Below are 19667 nucleotides of genomic sequence, written 5' to 3'. Positions count from 1 at the left end.
CACGGCCGGCCCGGGCCGGCGGAAGGGCGATCACTTTTTGCCCCGCCCGGGTTCCGCCCTCTGCCCGGGATGCCGGGCGGCGGTGGCGCCCCCTGCCCTGCTGGCGGGGTGCGGCCAATAAAAAAGGAGCCTCGGGAAGACCCTGGCTCCTCTTCGAAGAAGGTAACTGGCGCGCCCGAAAGGATTCGAACCTCTGACCCCCAGATTCGTAGTCTGGTGCTCTATCCAGCTGAGCTACGGGCGCTTGCCAGTGGCGGGGTCATAACCGCCGGCGGCGGGGGACGCAACAGGGGGAGCGACATTTTTCTGCAAAACCTGCTCTTTTCCACAGGAAAGCAGCAGGATACCGCGCGGAAGCGCACCGGATGCCGGGAAGCGGCACAGGCCGGCCCAGGGAATGGCGAGAGGGCGCGGCGGGGGCCGGAAACGACAAAGCCCGGCACGGGGCCGGGCTTCGTTCGAAGAAGGTCACTGAAAAAAGTATCCGCTGGCGCGCCCGGGAAGATTCGAACTCCCAACCCCCAGATCCGTAGTCTGGTGCTCTGTCCAGTTGAGCTACGGGCGCCGGCCAGCGGCGGGGGAGATACTTCCCTCCCCCGCCGGCCGCAAGAGGCGGGCGGGCTCGTTACGCGGCCAGCTTGTCCAGCTCGCGCAGGATGGCATCGCCCATCACGCTGGTGCCGACGCGGGCGGTGCCGGGGCCCATGATGTCGGCGGTGCGCAGGCCACCGGCCAGCACCTTCTCCACCGCCGTCTCCACCAGCTTCGCATCCTCCTCCATGCCGAAGGACCAGCGCAGCAGCATGGCGAAGGAGAGGAGCTGGGCGCAGGGGTTGGCGATGCCCTTGCCGGCGATGTCCGGCGCCGAGCCGTGGATCGGCTCATAGAGGGCATGGCGGCGGCCGGAGGCGTCCTGCGCGCCCAGCGTGGCGGAGGGCAGCATGCCGAGCGAGCCGGTGGCCGCCGCCGCGAGATCGGAGAGCAGGTCGCCGAAGATGTTGCTGGCCAGGATCACGTCGAACTGCTTCGGCCGGGCGCAGAGCTGCATGGCGCAGTTGTCGGCGTACATGTGCGAGAGCTGCACATCCGGGAACTCGGCCTTGCCGATCTCGCTGACCACGGCGCGCCAGAGGCGGCCGGACTGCATGACATTGGCCTTGTCCACGCTGGTCATCTTGCCGCTGCGCTTGCGCGCGAGGTCGAAGGCCACGCGGGCGACGCGGGCGATCTCGTCCTCGGTATAGACCTCGGTATCGACGCCGCGGCGCTTGCCGCCGGGCAGGGTCTCGACCCCGCGCGGCTCACCGAAATAGATGCCGCCCGTGGATTCGCGGACGATCATCAGGTCGAGGCCGCGCACCACATCGGGCTTCAGGCTGGAGGCATCGACCAGCGGCTCCAGCACCAGGGCGGGGCGGAGATTGGCGAAGAGGCCAAGCTCCTTGCGCAGGCGCAGGATGCCGAGCTCCGGCCGGCGGTCGAAGGGCAGCGAATCCCATTTCGGCCCGCCGACGGAGCCGAAGAGAACGGCATCGGCGGCGAGGGCGCGCTCGACCGTGGCATCCGGGCAGGGCGAGCCCTCGGCATCGAGGGCGGCGCCGCCGACGAGCCCCTCCTCCAGCGTGAAGGAAACATGGCGGCGCCGGTCCATCCAGTCGATGACGCGGCGCACCTCGCGCATCACCTCGGGCCCGATGCCATCGCCGGGCAGAACCAGCAGTCTCTTATTCGCCGTCATGTCTCTCGTCTTTCCCCTCTCGGCCCTGGCTTAGCGGTAGAGCCAGGGCTGCGCGGCGCGCTGCCGCGCCTCAAATCCATCAATGGCGGGCGCACGCTGCATGGTCTGGCCGATATCGTCCAGGCCGTTCAGCAGCAGGTGGCGGCGCAGCGGGTCGATCTCGAAGGCGATTTCCTCGCCATTCGGGCGGATCACCACCTGGCGCTCCAGGTCGATGGTGATGCGGGCATTCTCGCCGAGCCGCGCATCCTCCATCAGCTGGTCGCAGACCTCGCGCGGCAGGCGCACGGGCAGGATGCCGTTCTTGAAGCTGTTGTTGTGGAAGATGTCGGCGAAGTCCGGCGCGATGACGCAGCGGATGCCGAAATCCAGCAGCGCCCAGGGCGCGTGCTCGCGCGACGAGCCGCAGCCGAAATTCTCGTGCGCGATCAGGACTTCCGCCCGGCGGTAAGGCTCCTGGTTCAGCACGAAATCCGGGTTCTCCGTGCCATCCTCGTTGTAGCGGAGGTTGGCGAAGAGCGACTTGCCAAGCCCCGTGCGCGCGATGGTCTTGAGGAAGCGCGCGGGGATGATCTTGTCGGTATCGACATTCGCCATGGGCAGCGGGGCGGCGATGCCGGTGAGCGTGGTGAAGGCGTCCATGGTCGCGTCTCCCTCAGGCGATCTCGCGCACGTCGGTCAGCCGGCCGGTGATGGCGGCGGCGGCGGCCATGGCGGGGGAGCAGAGATGCGTCCGCCCGCCCGGGCCCTGGCGGCCCTCGAAATTGCGGTTGCTGGTGGAGGCGCAGCGCTGGCCCGGCGTCAGCTTGTCCGGGTTCATGCCGAGGCACATGGAGCACCCCGCCTCACGCCATTCGAAGCCCGCTTCCTTCAGAACGGCGTCCAGCCCCTCGCGCTCGGCCTGCTGCTTCACGAGGCCCGAGCCCGGCACCACCATGGCGCGCACGCCCGGCGCCACCCTGCGGCCGCGGGCGATGGCGGCGGCGGCGCGGATATCCTCGATGCGGCTGTTGGTGCAGGAGCCGATGAAGACGACATCCACCGGCAGCTCGGTCAGCTTCTGCCCCGGCGTCAGGCCCATATACTCGACCATGCGGCGGAGCTGGGCGCGGCGCGCCTCGTCCGTGGCGGCCTCGGGGTCGGGCACGGTGCCGGTGATGGGCAGCACATCCTCGGGGCTGGTGCCCCAGGAGACCATCGGCACGATCTCGGCGGCGTCGAGGAAGACGTCCCGGTCGAAGACCGCGCCTTCATCGGTGGGCAGGCTCTGCCACCATGCCACCGCGCGGTCGAAGGCCTCGCCCTGGGGCGCGAAGGGGCGGCCCTTCACATAGGCGAAGGTCGTCTCGTCCGGCGCGATCATGCCGGCCCGCGCGCCGGCCTCGATCGACATGTTGCAGATGGAGAAGCGCCCGGCCATGTCGAGCGCGCGGATGGTGCTGCCCGCGAATTCGATGACATGGCCATTGCCGCCGGCCGTGCCGATCTTGCCGATGATGGCGAGCACGATGTCCTTCGCCGTGCAGCCGGCGGGCAGCGGGCCTTCCACGGTGACGCGCATGTTCTTCGCCCGCTTCTGCAGCAGGGTCTGCGTCGCCAGCACGTGCTCGACCTCGGAGGTGCCGATGCCGAAGGCCAGCGCGCCGAGGGCGCCATGGGTGGAGGTGTGGCTGTCGCCGCAGACGATGGTCATGCCCGGCAGGGAGAGGCCCTGCTCCGGCCCGACGACATGGACGATGCCCTGGCGCGCATCGGTCAGCGGGATATAGGGCACGCCGAATTCGGCGACGTTCTTCTCCAGCGTCTCGACCTGGGTGCGGCTCTCGGGGTCGGCGATGCCGGTGTAGCGGGAGGCGTCGGTGGCGATGTTGTGGTCGACCACGGCCATGGTGCCGTCCAGCCGGCGCACCGGGCGCTTCGCCAGGCGCAGCCCCTCGAAGGCCTGCGGGCTGGTCACTTCATGCACGAGGTGCCGGTCGATGTAGAGAAGCGCGGTGCCGTCCGGAAGCGTCTCGACCAGATGGGCGTCGAAGATCTTGTCGTAGAGCGTGCGCGGCTTCGTGACCGGGTTCGGGGCCGACATGGGCATTCCTCGTGGCAGATGGAACTTCACCCGTGTGGCGCTGGGGCAGGAGGGGGCCCACCGCCACCCGGAGGTCGCGTTGGCGTCACGGAGGGAGGCATCCCCCGGAACCCCGTCCGGCATGGGATCACGGGGGGAGGCATCCCCCGGATATCCTCCGGTCTGGCAACGCCTCCATGTTTGGATGCGCCGCCGGTCCGGTCAAGCCTGCCCAGGGCAGGCCTGACCCGCTTTCCGCCCATGGGGGCAGCCATGGCCCTTGAGGGGGCTTTGCCCCCTCACCCCCAGCAGGGGACAGGGTCCCCTGCACCCGCCATCAGGGGGTGACCCCCTGATGGGTTTCCAAAGGCCTCAGGCCTTTGGTCGGGAGAGTTTGAGAGGGGCGAAGCCCCTCTCAAGAGGCGAGTGCCGACCTGTCCGGTGCGGCCTCTTACTCCTTGGTGCTCACCGCCCGCTCGGCGATGCGGGCGGACTTACCCGTGCGGCCACGCAGGTAGTACAGCTTGGCGCGGCGCACCTTGCCGCGGCGCAGCACGGCGATCTCGGCCACGTTCGGGGAGTAGAGCGGGAAGACGCGCTCCACGCCCTCACCGTAGGAGAGCTTGCGCACGGTGAAGTTGCTGTGCACGCCCTTGTTGGAGCGCGCGATCACCACGCCTTCATAGGCCTGGGTACGGGTGCGCTCCCCCTCGACGACCTTCACCATCACGCGGACGGTGTCGCCGGCGGAGAAAGCGGGGACCGGGCGGGCCTCGGCCAGACGGGCGAGCTGCTCGGCGTCGAACTGCTGCAGCAGGTTCATTGTTGTGGTCCTCTCGACAATCCGTTTAGGCGGCGCGGGCCGCCCGTTCAATCCTGTGTACTGGCCTGTGCCCCGACCTGTGCCGCGGCCTGTGCCCTTGCCTGTGCCCCCTGGTGGCGCGCCCAGAGATCGGGCCGGCGCTCGCGCGTGGCGGCTTCGGCCATCGCGCGGCGCCACTTCGCCACCTCGGCATGGTGGCCGGAGAGCAGAACCTCCGGCACCGCGCGCCCCTGCCACGCCACCGGGCGGGTGTAGTGGGGGTATTCGAGCAGCGCGCCGCGCGGGTCGGAGAAGCTCTCCTCCTCCGCGCTCCCGGCGCCGCCCATCACCCCCGGCAGGAGCCGCACGCAGGCATCGAGGAGGATCAGCGCCGCCGGCTCGCCGCCGGAGAGCACGAAATCCCCCACCGACACCTCGCGCATGGCGCGGGCCTCGATGACGCGCTGGTCCAGCCCCTCATAGCGGCCGCAGACGAGGATGACCCCCGGCCCGGCGGACAGCTCCCGCACCAGCGCCTGATCGAGCGGGCGTCCGCGCGGGGTGAGGTAGACCAGCGGGCGTTCCGCCCCCTCGGCCAGGGCGGCGGCGCAGGCGGCGTCCACCACATCCGGCCGCATCACCATCCCGGCGCCGCCCCCGCAGGGGGTGTCATCCACCGTGCGGTGCCGGTCGGTGGCGAAGTCGCGGATCTGCTTCGTGTCCAGGCGCCACTTGCCCTCGCGCATCGCGCGCCCGGCCAGGGAAAGGCCGAGCGTGCCCGGGAACATCTCCGGGAAGAGCGTGAGGGCGGTGGCGTGCCAGGTCACGCGGCACCTCCGCGCACACCGCGCGGGCCGCTGCGCTTCGGCGCATCCTGCCGGCGCGGCAGCGGGCGGGTGGCTTCGGCCAGCGGGGCCTCGGCCGCCTCTTCCTCACCGGGCTGCGGCGGGACGATGACATCCGCCGGCGGCACGGCCAGCAGATAGCCCTCGGCCACCGCCACCACCGGCACCACGGCGCGGGTGAAGGGGAGCAGAAGCTCCTTCCCCGCCGCGTCGAGCACCGTGAGGAAGGCGCCGGCGCCGTAATCCTCCACCGCGCGCACCGTGCCGAGCACCGCCCCCATGGCATCGGGCGTGCCATTGGGCGTGCCATCGCGCACCGCCAGCCCGATCAGGTCGGCGAGGTAGAATTCCTCCTCCTCCGTCCCGGGCAGGCGGTCACGATCGGCATAGAGGCGCGTGCCGGTCAGGCGCGCGGCGGCGTCACGGTCGTTGACGCCGTCGATGCGGGCCAGGCCATTGCCCTGCCAGTGCAGCACGAAGCGGCGGGCGCCGCTCTCGTCGAGCAGCGGCCCATAGGTGGCGATCGCCGCCGGGTCGGCGGTGAAGGGATTGATGCGCACCAGCCCACGGACACCGTGCGGCCGGCCGATTTCCCCCACCAGGATGCGCTGCGCGGGCATGGGCGTCAGTCAGCGGTGAGCGATCAGCCCGCGGCCGCGGCGGCGGCGGCGGCGCGCTCCTGCGCCTTCTTCTTCATGGCGGACTGCTTCGGCTGCTCGCGGAACACCGGCATCGGCGCCAGCTCGGCCTTGCCGAGGAACTTGGCCACGCGGTCGGTCGCCACGGCGCCCTGGCTCAGCCAGTGCTTGATGCGCTCGTCGAACAGACGGATGCGCTCGGCATGGTCGGAGGGCAGCATCGGGTTGTAGCTGCCGACCTTCTCGATGAAGCGGCCATCGCGGGGGGAGCGGCTGTCGGCCACCACGATGTGGTAGTAGGGGCGCTTCTTGGCACCAGCACGCGCGAGGCGGATCTTCAGGCCCATCTTTGCTTCCTTAGTATGGTCGATTGATCAGAAGGGGCGCTTGCCATTCTTCATTTTCAGAAGGGGCGCTTGCCCCCGGCACCGGGGAGGAGCGCGCCTAAACCGCCGCGCAGCAACCCCTTCTGGCCGATCTTGTTCATCCGCTTCATCATCGCGGACATGTCGTCGAACTGCTTGAGCAGCCGGTTGACTTCCTGAACCGTCGTCCCCGACCCGGCCGCGATCCGCTTCTTGCGGCTGGCCTTGATGATGTCGGGGCTGCGGCGCTCCTTCGGCGTCATGCTGCCGATGATGGCGGCCTGGCGCTTGAGGATGGTGTTGTCGAGATTGGCCTCGTCGAGCTGGGCCTTCAGCTTCCCCACCCCCGGCAGCATGCCGAGGATGCCGGAGAGCGAGCCCATCTTGCCGATCTGCCGGAGCTGCGCGGCGTAGTCTTCCAGGTCGAACTGACCCTTCTGCATCTTCGCCGCGAGCTTTTCCGCCTCGGCCTTGTCGATCGTCTCCGCCGCGCGCTCGACGAGGGAGACGATGTCGCCCATGCCGAGGATGCGGCCGGCGATGCGGTCCGGGTGGAAATCCTCCAGCGCCTCCAGCTTCTCGCCGGCGCCGAGCAGCTTGATGGGCGCGCCCGTCACCGCGCGCATGGACAGCGCCGCGCCGCCGCGCGCATCGCCATCGATGCGCGTCATGACGATGCCGGTGAGGCCCACGCGCTCGTTGAAGATGCGGGCGGTGTTCACCGCGTCCTGGCCGGTCATGGCATCCACGACCAGCAGGCTCTCATGCGGCTTGGCGAGGGCCTTGACCTCCGCCACCTCGGCCATCAGCGCCTCGTCGATCGAGAGGCGGCCGGCGGTGTCGAGGATCACCACGTCATAGAGTTCGCCGCGCGCCACCTGCAGGGCGCGGGCGGCGATCTCCAGCGGCGTCTGGCCGGGGATGATGGGCAGGCTGGTGACGCCCGCCTGCTTCGCCAGCGTCTCCAGCTGGAGCTGCGCCGCCGGGCGGTGCACGTCCAGGCTGGCGAGCAGAACCTTCTTCTTCTCGCGCCCGCGCAGGCGCAGCGCGATCTTGCCCGAGGTGGTCGTCTTGCCCGAGCCCTGCAGGCCCACCATCAGGATGGCGATGGGGGCCGGGGCGTTCAGGCTCAGCCCGCCGGGGGCGGCGCCTTCGCCACCGCCCAGGGCCTCCACCAGGCAGTCATGGACGATCTTGATGACCTGCTGCGCGGGCGAGACGGAGCGGATGACCTCCTGCCCCACCGAGCGCTCGCGCACCTTGTTGACCAGGTCCTTGACGACCGGAAGGGCGACATCGGCCTCAAGCAGGGCGATGCGGACTTCGCGCAGGGCCTCGTTGACATCGGCCTCGGTCAGCGCGCCACGGCGGCGCAGCCGGTCGAAAACCCCATTCAACTTGCCCGACAGAGCCTCGAACATCGCGGCCGCCGTGTTCCTTTCGCGGGACCCGCCCGCCCATGACAAAACGCGCCGCTGCGCGAGCCTTCGCGGAGCGGCGGAGCCGGGCCTCCCCATGAGGCGACCGACCATCAGCCCGGACTGATCCGGACACGGCTCCCTAGACCAGCGCGCCCGCGAAGGCAAGCACCAAGAATGCCCACCATTCTCTTGAGGGGGCTTTGCCCCCTCAAACTCCCCCCATTTTTTCCCTTGGGCAGGGGACAGGGTCCCCTGCACCCGCCTTCAGAAAGGGTTTCCAAAGGCCTCAGGCCTTTGGCGGGGAGAGTGTGAGAGGGGCGGAGCCCCTCTCAAGAGCCACGCTCAACTCAGAAAGAGACCGGCCAGAGCGATGAGGCCGAACACGGCCAGGAGAGCCACCAGGGGATGATCCATCGCCCCCTCCAGCAGCGCCATCGCCAGTTCCTGCAACAGATGGCCCAGGAAAGCCTTTCCCCGGGGCGACTCCGGGTTCCCCCCGGGCGAAGTCCCATCCCGCTCCATCGCGCCACCCTCCTGCCCGCGAGGCGCGAAGATGGCACCAGCTTCGTTACGATATTCACGCTTGCCCCCGGCCGTGCAACCGCCCTAAGCTGCCCACATGAACACGCGCATTCCCTCGCAACGCTGGTGGTGGCCCCTGTAAACAGGCGGCCCGTGTAGTTCACCTATCCTCAGGCCGCCTCGGAGATCCGGGCGGCCTTTATTCTGCACTCTCCCCAAGCCCCCCGGACCTCTGAGGCGACCACAACGCCCGGAGTGACCGAGATGCAGAGCTACCAGACCCAGGGCGGCCTCACCGTCCACCGATCCACCGCCGAGGCCGATTATCCGGGCGCGCGCGAGCTTCTGGCCCATAAGCTCGACAGCCAGCGCGGCGTGCTGCTCTCCTCCTCCTTCGAGTTTCCGGGGCGCTATACCCGCTGGGATCTCGGCTTCTCCGACCCGCCGCTGATGGTCACCGCCCGCGGGCGGGAGATGCGCATCGCCGCTCTCAACGCGCGCGGCGCGCTGCTGCTGCCGGCCATCGCCGCCACGCTGCGCCCCATGCCGGAACTGGCCGCCTTCGCCGCCGGGCCGGAGCTCATCACCCTTACCGTGCAGACGCCCACGGAGCGCCTGCCGGAGGAGGAACGCTCCCGCCTGCCCTCCGTCTTCTCCGTGCTGCGGGCGCTGCGCGACCTCTTCGCCAGCCCGGAGGACGCGCATCTCGGCCTCTACGGCGCCTTCGGCTACGACCTCGTCTTCCAGTTCGAGCCGATGCCGCTGCGCCTGCCGCGCGCGGCGGACCAGCGCGACCTGGTGCTCTACCTGCCGGATGAAATCCTGGTGGTGGACCATCTGCGCGGCGCCGCCACGCTGCACCGCTATGATTTCAGCGGGGTGGGCGCCAGCACCGCCGGCCTGCCGCGCGCCACCCCGGCCGACCCCTTCCGCAGCGGCACCAGCATCGCCCCGCCGGAGAGCGACTATGGCCCCGGCGAATACGCCGCCATGGTCGAGCGCGCCCGCGACTCCTTCGCGCGCGGCGACCTGTTCGAGGTGGTGCTGGGCCAGACCTTCGCCACCCTCTGCGCCGACGCGCCGAGCGCCCTGTTCGAGCGCCTGCGCCGCGTCAACCCCTCCCCCTATGGCGCCCTGATGAACCTGGGCGAGGGCGAGTTCCTGGTGGCCGCCAGCCCGGAAATGTTCGTCCGCGTCGAGGGCAGCCGGATCGAGACCTGCCCGATCAGCGGCACCATCAAGCGCGGGCGCGACGCGCTGGAGGATGCGGCCAATATCCGCACCCTGCTCAACTCCACCAAGGAGGAGAGCGAGCTGACCATGTGCACCGACGTGGACCGCAACGACAAGTCGCGCGTCTGCGTCCCCGGCTCGGTCCGGGTGATCGGCCGCCGCCAGATCGAGATGTATTCCCGCCTGATCCACACGGTGGACCATGTGGAGGGCACGCTGCTGCCGGAGCGCGACGCGCTGGATGGCTTCCTCTCCCATGCCTGGGCCGTCACCGTCACCGGCGCGCCCAAGACCTGGGCCATCCGCCATGTCGAGGCGGAGGAGCGTTCGGCCCGCCGCTGGTATGGCGGCGCCATCGGGCGCATGACCTTCGACGGCAACATGAACACCGGGCTGACGCTGCGCACCATCCGGCTGAAGGAGGGCGTGGCCGAGGTGCGCGCCGGCGCCACCCTGCTGCATGACAGCGACCCGGCGGCGGAGGAGGCGGAATGCCGCCTGAAGGCCAGCGCCATGTTCGCCGCCATCCGCGGCGCCGGCGCCGCCCAGCCCGCCACCGCCGCCGCCGCGCCGCGCCCCGCCTCCGGCACCCGCGTGCTGCTGGTCGATCATGAGGACAGCTTCGTCCACACCCTGGCCAACTATGTCCGCGCCACGGGGGCGGAGGTGCGCACCCTGCGCCCCGAGCTGGCGCGCGCCGCGCTGCGGGCGGGGGAGGCGGTGGATCTCGTCCTGCTCTCCCCCGGCCCGGGCAAGCCGGCGGACTTCGCCATGTCCGAGACGCTCGACCTGCTGCTGAAGCGCGGCCTGCCGGCCTTTGGCGTCTGCCTCGGGCTACAGGGGATGGTGGAGCATTTCGGCGGCGCGCTGGATGTGCTGGCCCAGCCGATGCACGGCAAGCCCTCGCGCATCCGCCGCAGCGGCGGGCGGCTGCTGGCCCATCTGCCGGAGGAATTCACCGTCGGCCGCTACCACTCGCTGCACGCCCGGCGCCTCGCCCTGCCGGATGCCCTCCAGGCCACGGCGGAGACGGAGGATGGCGTCATCATGGCCATCGAGCACCGCAGCCTGCCGCTGGCCGCCGTGCAGTTCCACCCCGAGTCGCTGATGACCGACCCGGGCCTGATCGGCATGCCGCTGATCGAGGGTGCGCTGCGCACGCTGCGCGCCAGCGTGGCAGTCTGATTTTTTTCAGTCTGGCGTCCCGCCTCAGGCCCGAAGCGGGACGCTCACTGAAAAAAGTTTTTTGGTTCTTTTTTTCAAAAAAGAACGAAGAGCCTGATTCTCAGTTCGAGCTGAGCCCCAGCAGGTAGGCGATCACATCCGCCCTGTCCTGCCGGGTCAGGGGTTGCTCGGGCATGATGGGGTGGGGCGCCTGGAGGAAGGCGTCCAGCCCGGCGGCGGTGATGCCGGGGCGTGCGGCGATGCTGGCGAAGGTGGGCGCGGCATCGGCGGCGCGGGTGCTCCCGGGCGCGGTGATGTGGCAATTGGCGCACCAGCGGGCGGCGACGGCCTGGCCATTGGCGGGATCTGCGTTCTGGGCCTGGGTGCTCTGGGCCTGGACGCTCTGGGCCTGGACGCTCTGGGCCGCCGCGGGCATGGCCAGCAGCAGCAGGGCGGCGGCCGTTCGGCATGGGGTGGTCATGGCATCCTCCGGGTGGCGCCCTGCGTGGCGCCAGCGCCAGGAGACTGCCATGGCGCCCCTCACGCCATGATCGACATCAAGACCGGCGCAGCACCAGGGCGGTGATGTCATCCGCCTGCGGCGCGCCGGCGACGAAGCCTTCCACCGCGCGCAGCACGGCCTCCACCACGGCGGCGGCGGGGGCGGCGGCCTGGGAGGCCAGGGCCGCCTCCAGCCGGGCGCGGCCGAAGAACTCCTCCCGCGCATCCTCGGCCTCGGTCACGCCGTCGCTGAACAGCAGCAGCCCCTCCCCCGGCGCCAGGGCGATGGGGTCCGAGGCATAGGGGTAGCCCTCCAGCGCGCCCATCGGCGGCTGGCGCGTCAGCCCGGTGAGGGAGGCGACGAGGGGGGCCTCCCCGGCGGCGGAGAGGCGGTAGGGCGCCTCATGCCCGGCGACGCAGATGCGCCCCTCGCCGCTGGCGGCATCGATCACGGCGAGGGCGATGGTGACGAAGGTCTGGCTGTCATTGTCGCGCGCCAGGTCGTCATTGGCATGGGCGATGATGGCGGCCGGGTCCGGCGCCACGCCGCCGGTGGAGAGCAGGGTGGCGGCGGCGCGGATCAGCCCCAGGCTGCGCGCCATGGTCAGCCCGGCGGGGGCGCCCTTGCCGGAGACATCGGCCACCGTCACCAGCAGCAGGCCCGAGGCCGCGGCATGAGGCGCAGAAACATGGGGGGCGATGCGGAAGGCGTCATAGAGATCCCCCCCCACCTGCCGCGCCGGCACCATGGCGGCGCAGAGGTCGAGCCCGGCCGGGGCGATGGCGCGGAAATCCCGCGGCACGAGGGAAAGCTGCGCGGCGCGGGCGCTTTCCAGCTCCGCCTCCAGCAGGGTCAGGCGCTGGTCGGCGAGGTCGCGCAGCCGCTTCTTCTCCAGCACCGCGCCGAGGCGGGCGCGCAGGATCGGCGGGTCGAAGGATTTCGGCAGGTAGTCCTCGGCGCCGAGCTCGATGCAGCGGACGATCTTTTCCATCTCCGTCAGGGCGGAGATGACGATCACCGGCGGCGCGGCGCCGCGCGCGGCGTGGAGCTGCTCCAGCACCGCGATGCCATCGAGGCGCGGCATCTCGAGGTCGAGCAGCACGACATCGAAGCGCTGGCGCTGGATGGCGGCCAGCCCCTGCTCGCCATCCTCGGCCATGGTGATGTTGGTATAGCCGAGCTCGCCCAGGCGGCGCTTCAGCATCAGGCGGTTGAAGCTGCTGTCCTCGACCACCAGCAGCGCCACCTCGTCATTCCCGCCCGGCGTGGGGGGGGTGGGTGGGGTGCCGGGTCCGTTCCGGTCGGTCATGCGCCGCGCCCTGCCATGCTTTCCACCGCGCTCTGCGTCTCGGAGGCGAGTTTCGCCAGGTCGATCATGGTCACGGTGATCTCCTCCGCCGCCGTCGCGTTGGACTGGCCGATACGGGTCAGGGTGCCCACGCGGGCGTGGATGTCGGTGACGGTGGCCTGCTGCTCTTCCATCGCGACCGCGATGGCGCCGGAGAGTCGGGCGCTGTCGGCCACCAGCCGCTCCAGCGCATCCATATCCTCGCCGACGGCGGCGGCGGTGCCGCTGCCCTCGCGGGTGCGGCGGCCGGCGACCAGGACGACATCGGCGATCTCCTGCGCCAGCTGCTCGCTGCTGGCGGCCAGTGCCCGCACCTCCTCCGCCACCACGGCGAGGCCGCGGCCATGCTCGCCGGCGCGCGCCGCCTCGATGGCGGCGTTGATCGCCAGGATATTGGTCTGCGTCGCGATCTTGGAAATGGTGCCGGCGATGCGGGTGACGCGCTCGGTATCGTCGCCCACCGCGTCGACGAGGCCGATCAGGCTGCGCACCTTGGTCAGGTTGGCGGCGAGCAGGGCCTTGGCATCCTGCGTGCGGTCGTTGGAGAGGCTGGTGGTGCGCACCACGTCGCGGATGGCCTCGGCCGACTGGGAGAGCGCCTCGGCCACCTGCCGCAGCTCGGCGAGCTGGGTCATGGCGCCGTCGCTCACCTGGCCGATGGCGCCGGAGGCCTGGGTGGTGGCGATGGCGGTACGGCGGGCATTCTCCGCCGCCTGCCCGGTGAGCTGGCGGGTGGCGAGCAGGCTCTGCTTGAAGATGACGACGGCGCGGGCCATGCCGCCGACCTGGTCGGAGCGGCCGGTCTCGGGCACCTCGGTGTCCAGGGCGCCGCGCGCCAGCGCCTCCATGGCGCGGGCGATGCGCGAGAGCGGCCGGGCGATCAGCCCGACCAGCACGACGAGGATGAGGGCCGAGCCGGCGAAGCCCGCGAGGGTGACGGCGATGACGAAGCGGCGGGCGCGCTCGGCCAGTTCGCGGGCCTCGGCCAGGGAGTGGTCGCCGCGGCGCTGGACGAAGTCCCGCGCGGCATTGGCCACGCGGGTATAGGTCGTCATGTAGTCCAGCCATTCCTCGTGCAGCGGGCCGAAGCGGTCGCGCTGACGGCCGGCGAAGGCGGCGCGCACCTGCTCGACCAGTTCGGGCATGCGGGCGGCCATGTCGCGCCCGCCGCCCATCAGCAGCGGGTCGAGGCTCTGGCCGAGCAGCGAATCGACGCGGGCGAAGCTGCGCAGGATCTGCTCGCCGCCGCGCACCATGCGCGGGGCGGCGGGGGTGGGCTGCAGCACCCCGGCGATGACGCTGGCGAATCCGGCCGAGAAATCGGCGACGTGCTGGGTCAGTTCATCCACCGCCGCATCCGCCTCCCGGTCGCGCACGCCGATCTGCTCGATGAAGCTGGCCTGCCGCTGGTCGGTGACCAGGGCGGTGCCGCTGAGCAGCAGCACCACCCCGAGCATCAGGGTGGAGACCAGCCCGGCACGGGTGCCTATGCGGCCGAACCAGGCGGCGGCGCGGCTGACCTCTCCGGCGCCGCCGCGCAGGCTGGCCCGCGGCGGCGGGGCGGGGTGGCTGGCGGGCTGGGAGGCGGGCATGGGTCTCCGGGGGCTGGCGCGCGTCAGGGTATCGCTCCCCACGCTATCGGCCAACCTCTCCTGGCGCCAAGCCGGCTCTTGCCGGGCGGGTGGCGCCCGGCCGGGGCCTGAGGCAGGCCGGGGTGGGGCCGCTCTGGCCAGGGCGGGCGGTTCGTGGCATGGGCGGGCTGTCACGTTGCCGCGCAGCATCGCCGGGGACGGGTGGGCGACTCCGCGCCGGCACCCCGCCGCGCGCCGTGCCGCCCCGCCCGGCGACCGCAGGAGAAGACCGCGCATGCCCGCCCGCCACCGCCCCGCCCCTTCCCCCACCGCCGCGCTGGCCCTGCTGCTGGCCGGGCTGGCCCTGCCGGCCGCCCCCGGCCCGGCGCTGGCCCAGGGAGCGGGGGCGGGCACGGGAGCGGGAACGGGCCGCGGCAGCGCGCTGGAGGGATGGGGCGAGGGCTGGGCGCGCTTCCTGCCGGAGACGGCCCCCGCCATCGCCGCCTGCCTGGAGGGCGCCACCGGCACGGTGGCCACCGCCGCCCTGCCGCTGAATGGCGGCCGCGTGCTGGTGCGCCTCACCCGCCCGGATGGCGAGCGCCAGGAATGCACCGCCACCCTGGGTGCGCCGGGGCAGAAGGCGCGGCGCGAACGCACCACCCCCGTGGGCGCCGCCCCGCCCCTGCCGGGCGAGGATGCGCAGCGCCTGAGCCTCGCCCCGCTCTGCCCCGGCGCGCAGCCGGTGCCGCAGGCGGCGGGCCTCTTCCTCAACCCGCCCGGCTGCCGCTGAGGCCGGGCGCCATGGCGGAGCGCGTCGCCCCCGAGCCTGTGCTGACCGGCCCTGTGCCGCCCGGCCTGATGCCGCTCGGCCCCGTGCTGCCGGGCTGGGTGGACCATTACGGCCACATGAACCTCGCCTACTACCTGGTGGCCTTCGACATGGCGACGGACCTGCTCTGGCCCGGCCTGGGGCTGGGGGATGGCTTCCGCGCCCGGGGCCTTGGCACCTTCGCCGCCGAAAGCTGGGTGGGCTACCGGCGCGAGCTGCGCGAGGGCATGCCGCTCGCCGCCCGCAGCGAGGTGCTGGCGCATGACGCCAAGCGCCTGCTGCTGCGCCACCGCCTCTTCCATGCCGGCGAGGGGTGGGAAAGCGCGGTCTGCGAGCTGCTCTTCCTCTGCGTCGATCTCGGGCAGCGGCGGGTGGTGGAATGGCCGGCGGAGACGCGCGCCGCCTTCACCGCCGCGCCGGCGGGACCGGCGGCGGAACGTCTCACGCTGCGTCGCCGGGATTGAAGGGAAATTGAGGGGAGCCCCGGTGATCTTTACCGGGCGCTAAGAGTTGGGCGGATAAGCAGGGCGCTTCCCTGGAAACGCCATGCTCCTGTCCGCCGCCTCCTGCCATTGCCCGTCCCGGGCCGCGCCATGCCCGGCCGGGAGGCCCACCGCGCCCCTCCCGCCCACGGGCGGAGGGCGGCCATGAACGCACGCACCGGCAGCCCGGGCGACGCAGGCCCGCCCCCGGGCGGCACGCCCGGCGGCGCCCATGGCCATCTGGGCGGCGCGGCCGGCCTGGCCCGGCAGGGCACCGGCCCGCTCTCCGCCATCCCGCTGACGCCGGGCCCGGTCGGCACGGCGCCGCCGCTGCCGCCACCGCCGCCCTGGCCCGGCCCGCCGGACAGCCAGCCGGTGATGCTGGACCGGCTGAAGACCGCCCTGTGGATCTACGATATCGACCGCGGCCGGGTGATCTGGGCCAATGCCGCCGGGCTGGCCCTGTGGCGCGCCGACAGCATGGCCGAACTCGCGGCGCGCGACATGCTGCGCGACATGTCCCCCGTCGTCGCCATGCGGCTGCGCCAGTACCAGGAAGACTTCATCCGCGCCGATGCCAGCTTCATCGAGCTGTGGACCCTCCACCCGCGCGGCGAGCCGCGCAGCATCCATGTGGTCTATCGCGGCCAGCGCCTGATCGATGGCCGCATGGCCATGCTGTGCGAGGCGCTCGACGATTTCAGCGCCGAGGCCGAGACGCTGCGCAGCGCCGAGGCGCTGGTCCACACCACGGTGATGATCACCCTGCACGCCATCACCGGGCAGATCCTCTACCGCAACCCGGCGGCGCGCGCCGCCCTGCCGGAATACCCGCAGGACCTGCAGGCCCGCTTCCTGGACCCGGCCCAGGCCGAGGCCTTCATGGCCGAGGCCGAGACGCGCGGGCAGGGCCGCGTGGTGGCCCGCATGCGCACCGCCCGCGGCGCCCGCTGGCACGAGGTGACGCTGCACCGCTGCCGCGACGCCGCCACCGGGCAACCGGCCTGGCTGGTCAGCGAGGTCGATGTCTCCGACCTCAAGGAGGCCGAGCGCAAGGCCGAGTTCCTGGCCGCCCACGATACCCTGACCGGCCTGCCCAACCGCAGCTCCCTCCACCCCATGTTCGCGCGCATCAGCGAGCTGGCGGACCATGAGGGCGGCGGCATCGCCCTGCTGTTCATCGACCTCGACGGATTCAAGTATATCAACGATGCCTTCGGCCACCCGGCGGGGGACCGGCTGCTGGTCGAGATCGCCGGCCGGCTGCGCGCCTGCCTGCGCGCCGAGGACGGGGTGATCCGCCTCGGCGGGGATGAGTTCCTGCTGCTGCTGCGCCGCCCGCCCGGCAGCGCGGACCTGGAGAACGCCCTGGCCCGGCTGCGCGAGCTGCTCTCCCGCCCCATCGACATGGCCGGGCAGCCACTCCAGGTGACGCCCAGCATCGGCATCAGCCTCTACCCCGAGCAGGGGCGGGACGTGAATGTCCTGGCCAAGCAGGCCGACCTCGCCCTCTATGAGGCCAAGGCCGCCGGGCGCGATGGCTGGCGCTACTTCGTCCCGGAATATGACCGCCGCGCGCGCGAGCGCCTCCAGGTCGAGGCCGAGCTGCGCCAGGCCCTGGCGGCCCGGCAGTTCGAGCTGTTCTACCAGCCGCGCCTCTGCGTCCGCACCGGGCGCATCCTGGGGGCGGAGGCGCTGCTGCGCTGGAACCACCCGCGCCACGGCCGCATCGGCCCCGCCGGCTTCATCGGCCTCTGCGAGGAAACCGGGCTGATCAGCCCGATCGGCCGCTGGGTGCTGGGCGAGGCCGCCCGGCAGCAGCGCGCCTGGGCGGAACGCGGCTTCGGGCTGATCGTCTCCGTCAACCTCTCGCCCCGGCAGTTCAAGGAGGCGGATTTCCTCCCCAGCATCCGCGAGCTGATCGCCGAGACCGGCGGCGACCCGCGCCGGCTGGAACTGGAAATCACCGAATCCATGCTGATGGGCGGCGACCTCGCCACCCTCGGCCTGCTGAACGGGCTGCGCGAGCTTGGCTTCCGCCTCTCCATCGATGATTTCGGGACGGGCTATTCCAACCTCGCCTATCTCCAGCGCTACCCGCTCGACAGCCTGAAGATCGACCGCTCCTTCCTCGCCGGGCTGGAGGCGGAACAGTCCATCGCCGCCCTCGTCGTCTCGCTCGGCCGGCTGCTGAAGGTGAATCTGGTGGCCGAGGGGGTCGAGACCCTCTCGCAGCTCGACTGGCTGCGCGCCCAGGGCTGCGAGGAATACCAGGGCTTCCTCTTCAGCCCGCCCCTGCCCGCCAGCGGCATGACCGAATTGCTGGAGGCCGAGCGCGAATGGCAGCGCCTGCCGCCCCCGGAAGCACCGGAAATGTAGTGTGACAGGGAGGCGTTCTTTTTTGAAAAAAAGAAACAAAAAACTTTTTCAGTTCGCGTCCCGCTTCAGGCCTGATGCGGGACGCTAAACGGAAAAAGTCTTTTTGCTTCTTTTTCTTCAGAAAAAGAAGATCTTGACATCACACTGACTTCGGCGTCCCCGGCTCGCCAAGATCCCACCACATCCCGGCGAAGGCCAGCAGACCCTCGCGCGCCGGGGCCTTCAGCAGGTGCTCATCCGGGCCATGCTGCTTGCAGCCATTGTAGCTGTGCGGCACCCAGACCAGCGGCACGCCGAGATGGTCCACGAAGACATCGCCCGGCAGGCCGCCGCTGGTGTTGGGGATGATCTGCACCTTGCGGCCCAGGCTGCGCTCCATGCTCGCCTGTGCCCAGAGCACCCAGGGGTGGTCCGGCGCGGTGCGGCTGGCCGGCATGCGCACCGCCGCCTTCTCGATCCGCACCAGTTCCAGCCCATGCGCGTCCAGGTGGCGGCGCAGCGCGCCCTCGAACTGCGCCGGGTCGCTGTCCACCGTGTAGCGGATCTGGCAATGCGCCCTGGCCCAGGGGGCCACGGCGTTCACCGGGCTGGCCGGCACGCCGCTTTCCATCGCCAGCACGATGAAGCTGTTCCAGCCATAGATCTTCTCGGCCGCCGTCAGGCCCGGCTCGCCCCAGTCGGCATCGATGGTGGCGGCGCCATCGCCACCGCCCACGGGGCAGCCTTCCAGCACCGCCTTCACCGCCGCCGGCACGCCGCCCACCGGCAGCCAGTCGCGCACCAGGATCTTGCCGTTGCGGTCCATGATGGTGGAAAGCGCATGGGCCAGGATCACCGCCGGGTCGGTGGTCAGACCGCCCCAGTGGCCGGAATGCACCCCGCCCTCGCGCAGCGACACCACGAGGTCGCAATGCCAGGTGCCGCGCGTGCCGGTGGCGATGGTCGGCACCTCCGGCATGACGCGCGGGCCGTCGGAGGCGATCAGCGCATCCGCCGCCAGCGCGGCGGCATGGGCGGCGACGAAGGCGCGCAGCCCCTTGCTGCCCCGCTCCTCGGCCATCTCCAGCACCAGCTTCACATTGGCGCCGAGCCGGCCGCCACGCTCGGCCAGCACGGCCTCCAGCGCGGCGAGGTTGATGGCGTGCTGGCCCTTGTTGTCGGCGCTGCCGCGGCCATACCAGCGGTCCTCCCGCGGCGTCAGCACCCAGGGGTCGAGGCCGGGGCTCCACTGCGCCGCCAGCCCCGCCACCGTGTCGCCATGGCCATAGAGCAGGGCGGTGGGCAGGGCGGGGTCCTCGACGCGGGTGGCGGCCAGGATGGGGCCGAAGCCGGGCTCGGGGTTGTCATGCAGGGCCACGGTGAAGCCCATGCGCTCCAGCCAGGGGCGGATCAGCGACTCGAGGTAGCGCCGCAATTCCGGCTCCCGCCCCGCCTCCTGCGAGGTGGAGGGAATGGCGACCATCCCGGCGAGCAGGCCCTGGAAGCCGCCCTCGTCGAAGAAGCGCGCCGCGCGCGCCAGCGCGCCATCCCGAGTGCCCATGAACCCCCTCTCCCCACGGCTGTCGCCGTGCTCCGTTGCGGGGCACAGGCATGGCCCTGGCCCGCTCTGCCGTCAACGCCCTTGGGCCCGGCCACGCGGGCCGGGGGCCTCAGCGCGTGCGGGTGGGGGCCGTGCTGGCGGCGCTGCTGACGCCGCCGCCGCCGCAGCCGCCACTGGCCAGGCTCTGTATCTTATTCAAATCTGACCCTGCCGACGAATTCGCCGG

The 19667-nt window shown here is 71.4% G+C and carries 16 protein-coding genes and 2 tRNA genes; 4 read left to right on the top strand and 14 right to left on the bottom strand.

Going from position 1 to position 19667, the window contains the following annotated elements:
* Nucleotides 1-167: 167 nt before the first annotated feature.
* The 10 genes from NON00_RS06635 to ffh form a co-directional block, all read right to left on the bottom strand.
* Nucleotides 168-244 (bottom strand) — tRNA-Arg (locus NON00_RS06635).
* 244 nt (nucleotides 245-488) lie between these two features.
* Nucleotides 489-565: transfer RNA gene (locus NON00_RS06630), tRNA-Arg, on the bottom strand.
* Between the two features lie 60 nt (nucleotides 566-625).
* Nucleotides 626-1738: a 3-isopropylmalate dehydrogenase gene (leuB, locus tag NON00_RS06625; RefSeq protein WP_256018787.1), complete on the bottom strand. Its 1113-nt coding sequence runs from the start codon at nucleotides 1736-1738 to the stop codon at nucleotides 626-628.
* A 30-nt stretch (nucleotides 1739-1768) separates the two neighbouring features.
* A complete protein-coding gene (gene leuD, locus NON00_RS06620; protein WP_256018785.1) occupies nucleotides 1769-2380 on the bottom strand; it encodes a 3-isopropylmalate dehydratase small subunit in 612 nt (203 codons plus the stop codon).
* A gap of 13 nt (nucleotides 2381-2393) precedes the next feature.
* Nucleotides 2394-3821 (bottom strand): 3-isopropylmalate dehydratase large subunit, encoded by a 1428-nt coding sequence (leuC, locus tag NON00_RS06615; RefSeq protein WP_256018784.1) that lies wholly within the window; start codon nucleotides 3819-3821, stop codon nucleotides 2394-2396.
* 430 nt (nucleotides 3822-4251) lie between these two features.
* Nucleotides 4252-4623: a 50S ribosomal protein L19 gene (gene rplS, locus NON00_RS06610; RefSeq protein WP_256018783.1), complete on the bottom strand. Its 372-nt coding sequence runs from the start codon at nucleotides 4621-4623 to the stop codon at nucleotides 4252-4254.
* A 47-nt stretch (nucleotides 4624-4670) separates the two neighbouring features.
* Complete coding sequence (trmD, locus tag NON00_RS06605; protein WP_256018780.1) at nucleotides 4671-5429, bottom strand: tRNA (guanosine(37)-N1)-methyltransferase TrmD; 759 nt, start codon at nucleotides 5427-5429, stop codon at nucleotides 4671-4673.
* Nucleotides 5426-6067 carry a ribosome maturation factor RimM gene (gene rimM / locus NON00_RS06600; RefSeq protein ID WP_256018773.1) on the bottom strand — a complete coding sequence of 214 codons (642 nt, stop codon included), beginning with the start codon at nucleotides 6065-6067 and terminating at the stop codon, nucleotides 5426-5428. The genes trmD and rimM overlap by 4 nt, the downstream gene beginning before the upstream one ends.
* A 23-nt stretch (nucleotides 6068-6090) precedes the next feature.
* On the bottom strand, nucleotides 6091-6432 hold the full coding sequence (gene rpsP, locus NON00_RS06595; RefSeq protein ID WP_256018772.1) for a 30S ribosomal protein S16: 342 nt from the start codon (nucleotides 6430-6432) through the stop codon (nucleotides 6091-6093).
* A 56-nt stretch (nucleotides 6433-6488) separates the two neighbouring features.
* A complete protein-coding gene (gene ffh / locus NON00_RS06590) occupies nucleotides 6489-7871 on the bottom strand; it encodes a signal recognition particle protein (RefSeq protein ID WP_256018771.1) in 1383 nt (460 codons plus the stop codon).
* A gap of 786 nt (nucleotides 7872-8657) precedes the next feature.
* Between ffh and NON00_RS06585 the strand changes: the two genes are divergently transcribed.
* Nucleotides 8658-10811: an anthranilate synthase component I gene (locus NON00_RS06585; protein ID WP_256018936.1), complete on the top strand. Its 2154-nt coding sequence runs from the start codon at nucleotides 8658-8660 to the stop codon at nucleotides 10809-10811.
* A gap of 100 nt (nucleotides 10812-10911) precedes the next feature.
* Here the strand turns inward: NON00_RS06585 and NON00_RS06580 are convergent, their stop codons facing one another.
* From NON00_RS06580 to NON00_RS06570, 3 genes are all read right to left on the bottom strand, one after another.
* Complete coding sequence (locus NON00_RS06580) at nucleotides 10912-11271, bottom strand: cytochrome c family protein (RefSeq protein WP_256018770.1); 360 nt, start codon at nucleotides 11269-11271, stop codon at nucleotides 10912-10914.
* 76 nt (nucleotides 11272-11347) lie between these two features.
* Entirely contained in the window at nucleotides 11348-12601 is a 1254-nt protein-coding gene (locus NON00_RS06575; protein WP_256018767.1) for a PP2C family protein-serine/threonine phosphatase, read from the bottom strand.
* Complete coding sequence (locus tag NON00_RS06570; protein ID WP_256018765.1) at nucleotides 12598-14232, bottom strand: methyl-accepting chemotaxis protein; 1635 nt, start codon at nucleotides 14230-14232, stop codon at nucleotides 12598-12600. Before NON00_RS06570 ends, NON00_RS06575 begins: the two co-directional genes overlap by 4 nt.
* Nucleotides 14233-14506: 274 nt before the next feature.
* Between NON00_RS06570 and NON00_RS06565 the strand changes: the two genes are divergently transcribed.
* The 3 genes from NON00_RS06565 (at nucleotide 14507) to NON00_RS06555 (ending at nucleotide 17901) form a co-directional block, all read left to right on the top strand.
* Nucleotides 14507-15001: a hypothetical protein gene (locus NON00_RS06565; RefSeq protein ID WP_256018762.1), complete on the top strand. Its 495-nt coding sequence runs from the start codon at nucleotides 14507-14509 to the stop codon at nucleotides 14999-15001.
* An 11-nt stretch (nucleotides 15002-15012) separates the two neighbouring features.
* The gene (locus NON00_RS06560) at nucleotides 15013-15504 is read left to right on the top strand and encodes a thioesterase family protein (protein ID WP_256018760.1); all 492 of its coding nucleotides are present in this window, start codon (nucleotides 15013-15015) and stop codon (nucleotides 15502-15504) included.
* 183 nt (nucleotides 15505-15687) lie between these two features.
* The gene (locus tag NON00_RS06555; RefSeq protein ID WP_256018757.1) at nucleotides 15688-17901 is read left to right on the top strand and encodes a bifunctional diguanylate cyclase/phosphodiesterase; all 2214 of its coding nucleotides are present in this window, start codon (nucleotides 15688-15690) and stop codon (nucleotides 17899-17901) included.
* 139 nt (nucleotides 17902-18040) lie between these two features.
* On the opposite strand, the gene NON00_RS06550 is transcribed toward NON00_RS06555, so the two are convergent.
* Entirely contained in the window at nucleotides 18041-19441 is a 1401-nt protein-coding gene (locus NON00_RS06550; protein WP_256018755.1) for a M20/M25/M40 family metallo-hydrolase, read from the bottom strand.
* Between the last annotated feature and the right edge of the window lie 226 nt (nucleotides 19442-19667).

Origin of the sequence: Roseomonas sp. GC11, from assembly GCF_024437745.1 — a bacterium.
Classification (GTDB): domain Bacteria; phylum Pseudomonadota; class Alphaproteobacteria; order Acetobacterales; family Acetobacteraceae; genus Pseudoroseomonas.
The sequence above is the reverse complement of the archived record's forward strand: the minus strand, read 5'-3'. Positions and strand labels throughout refer to the sequence as shown.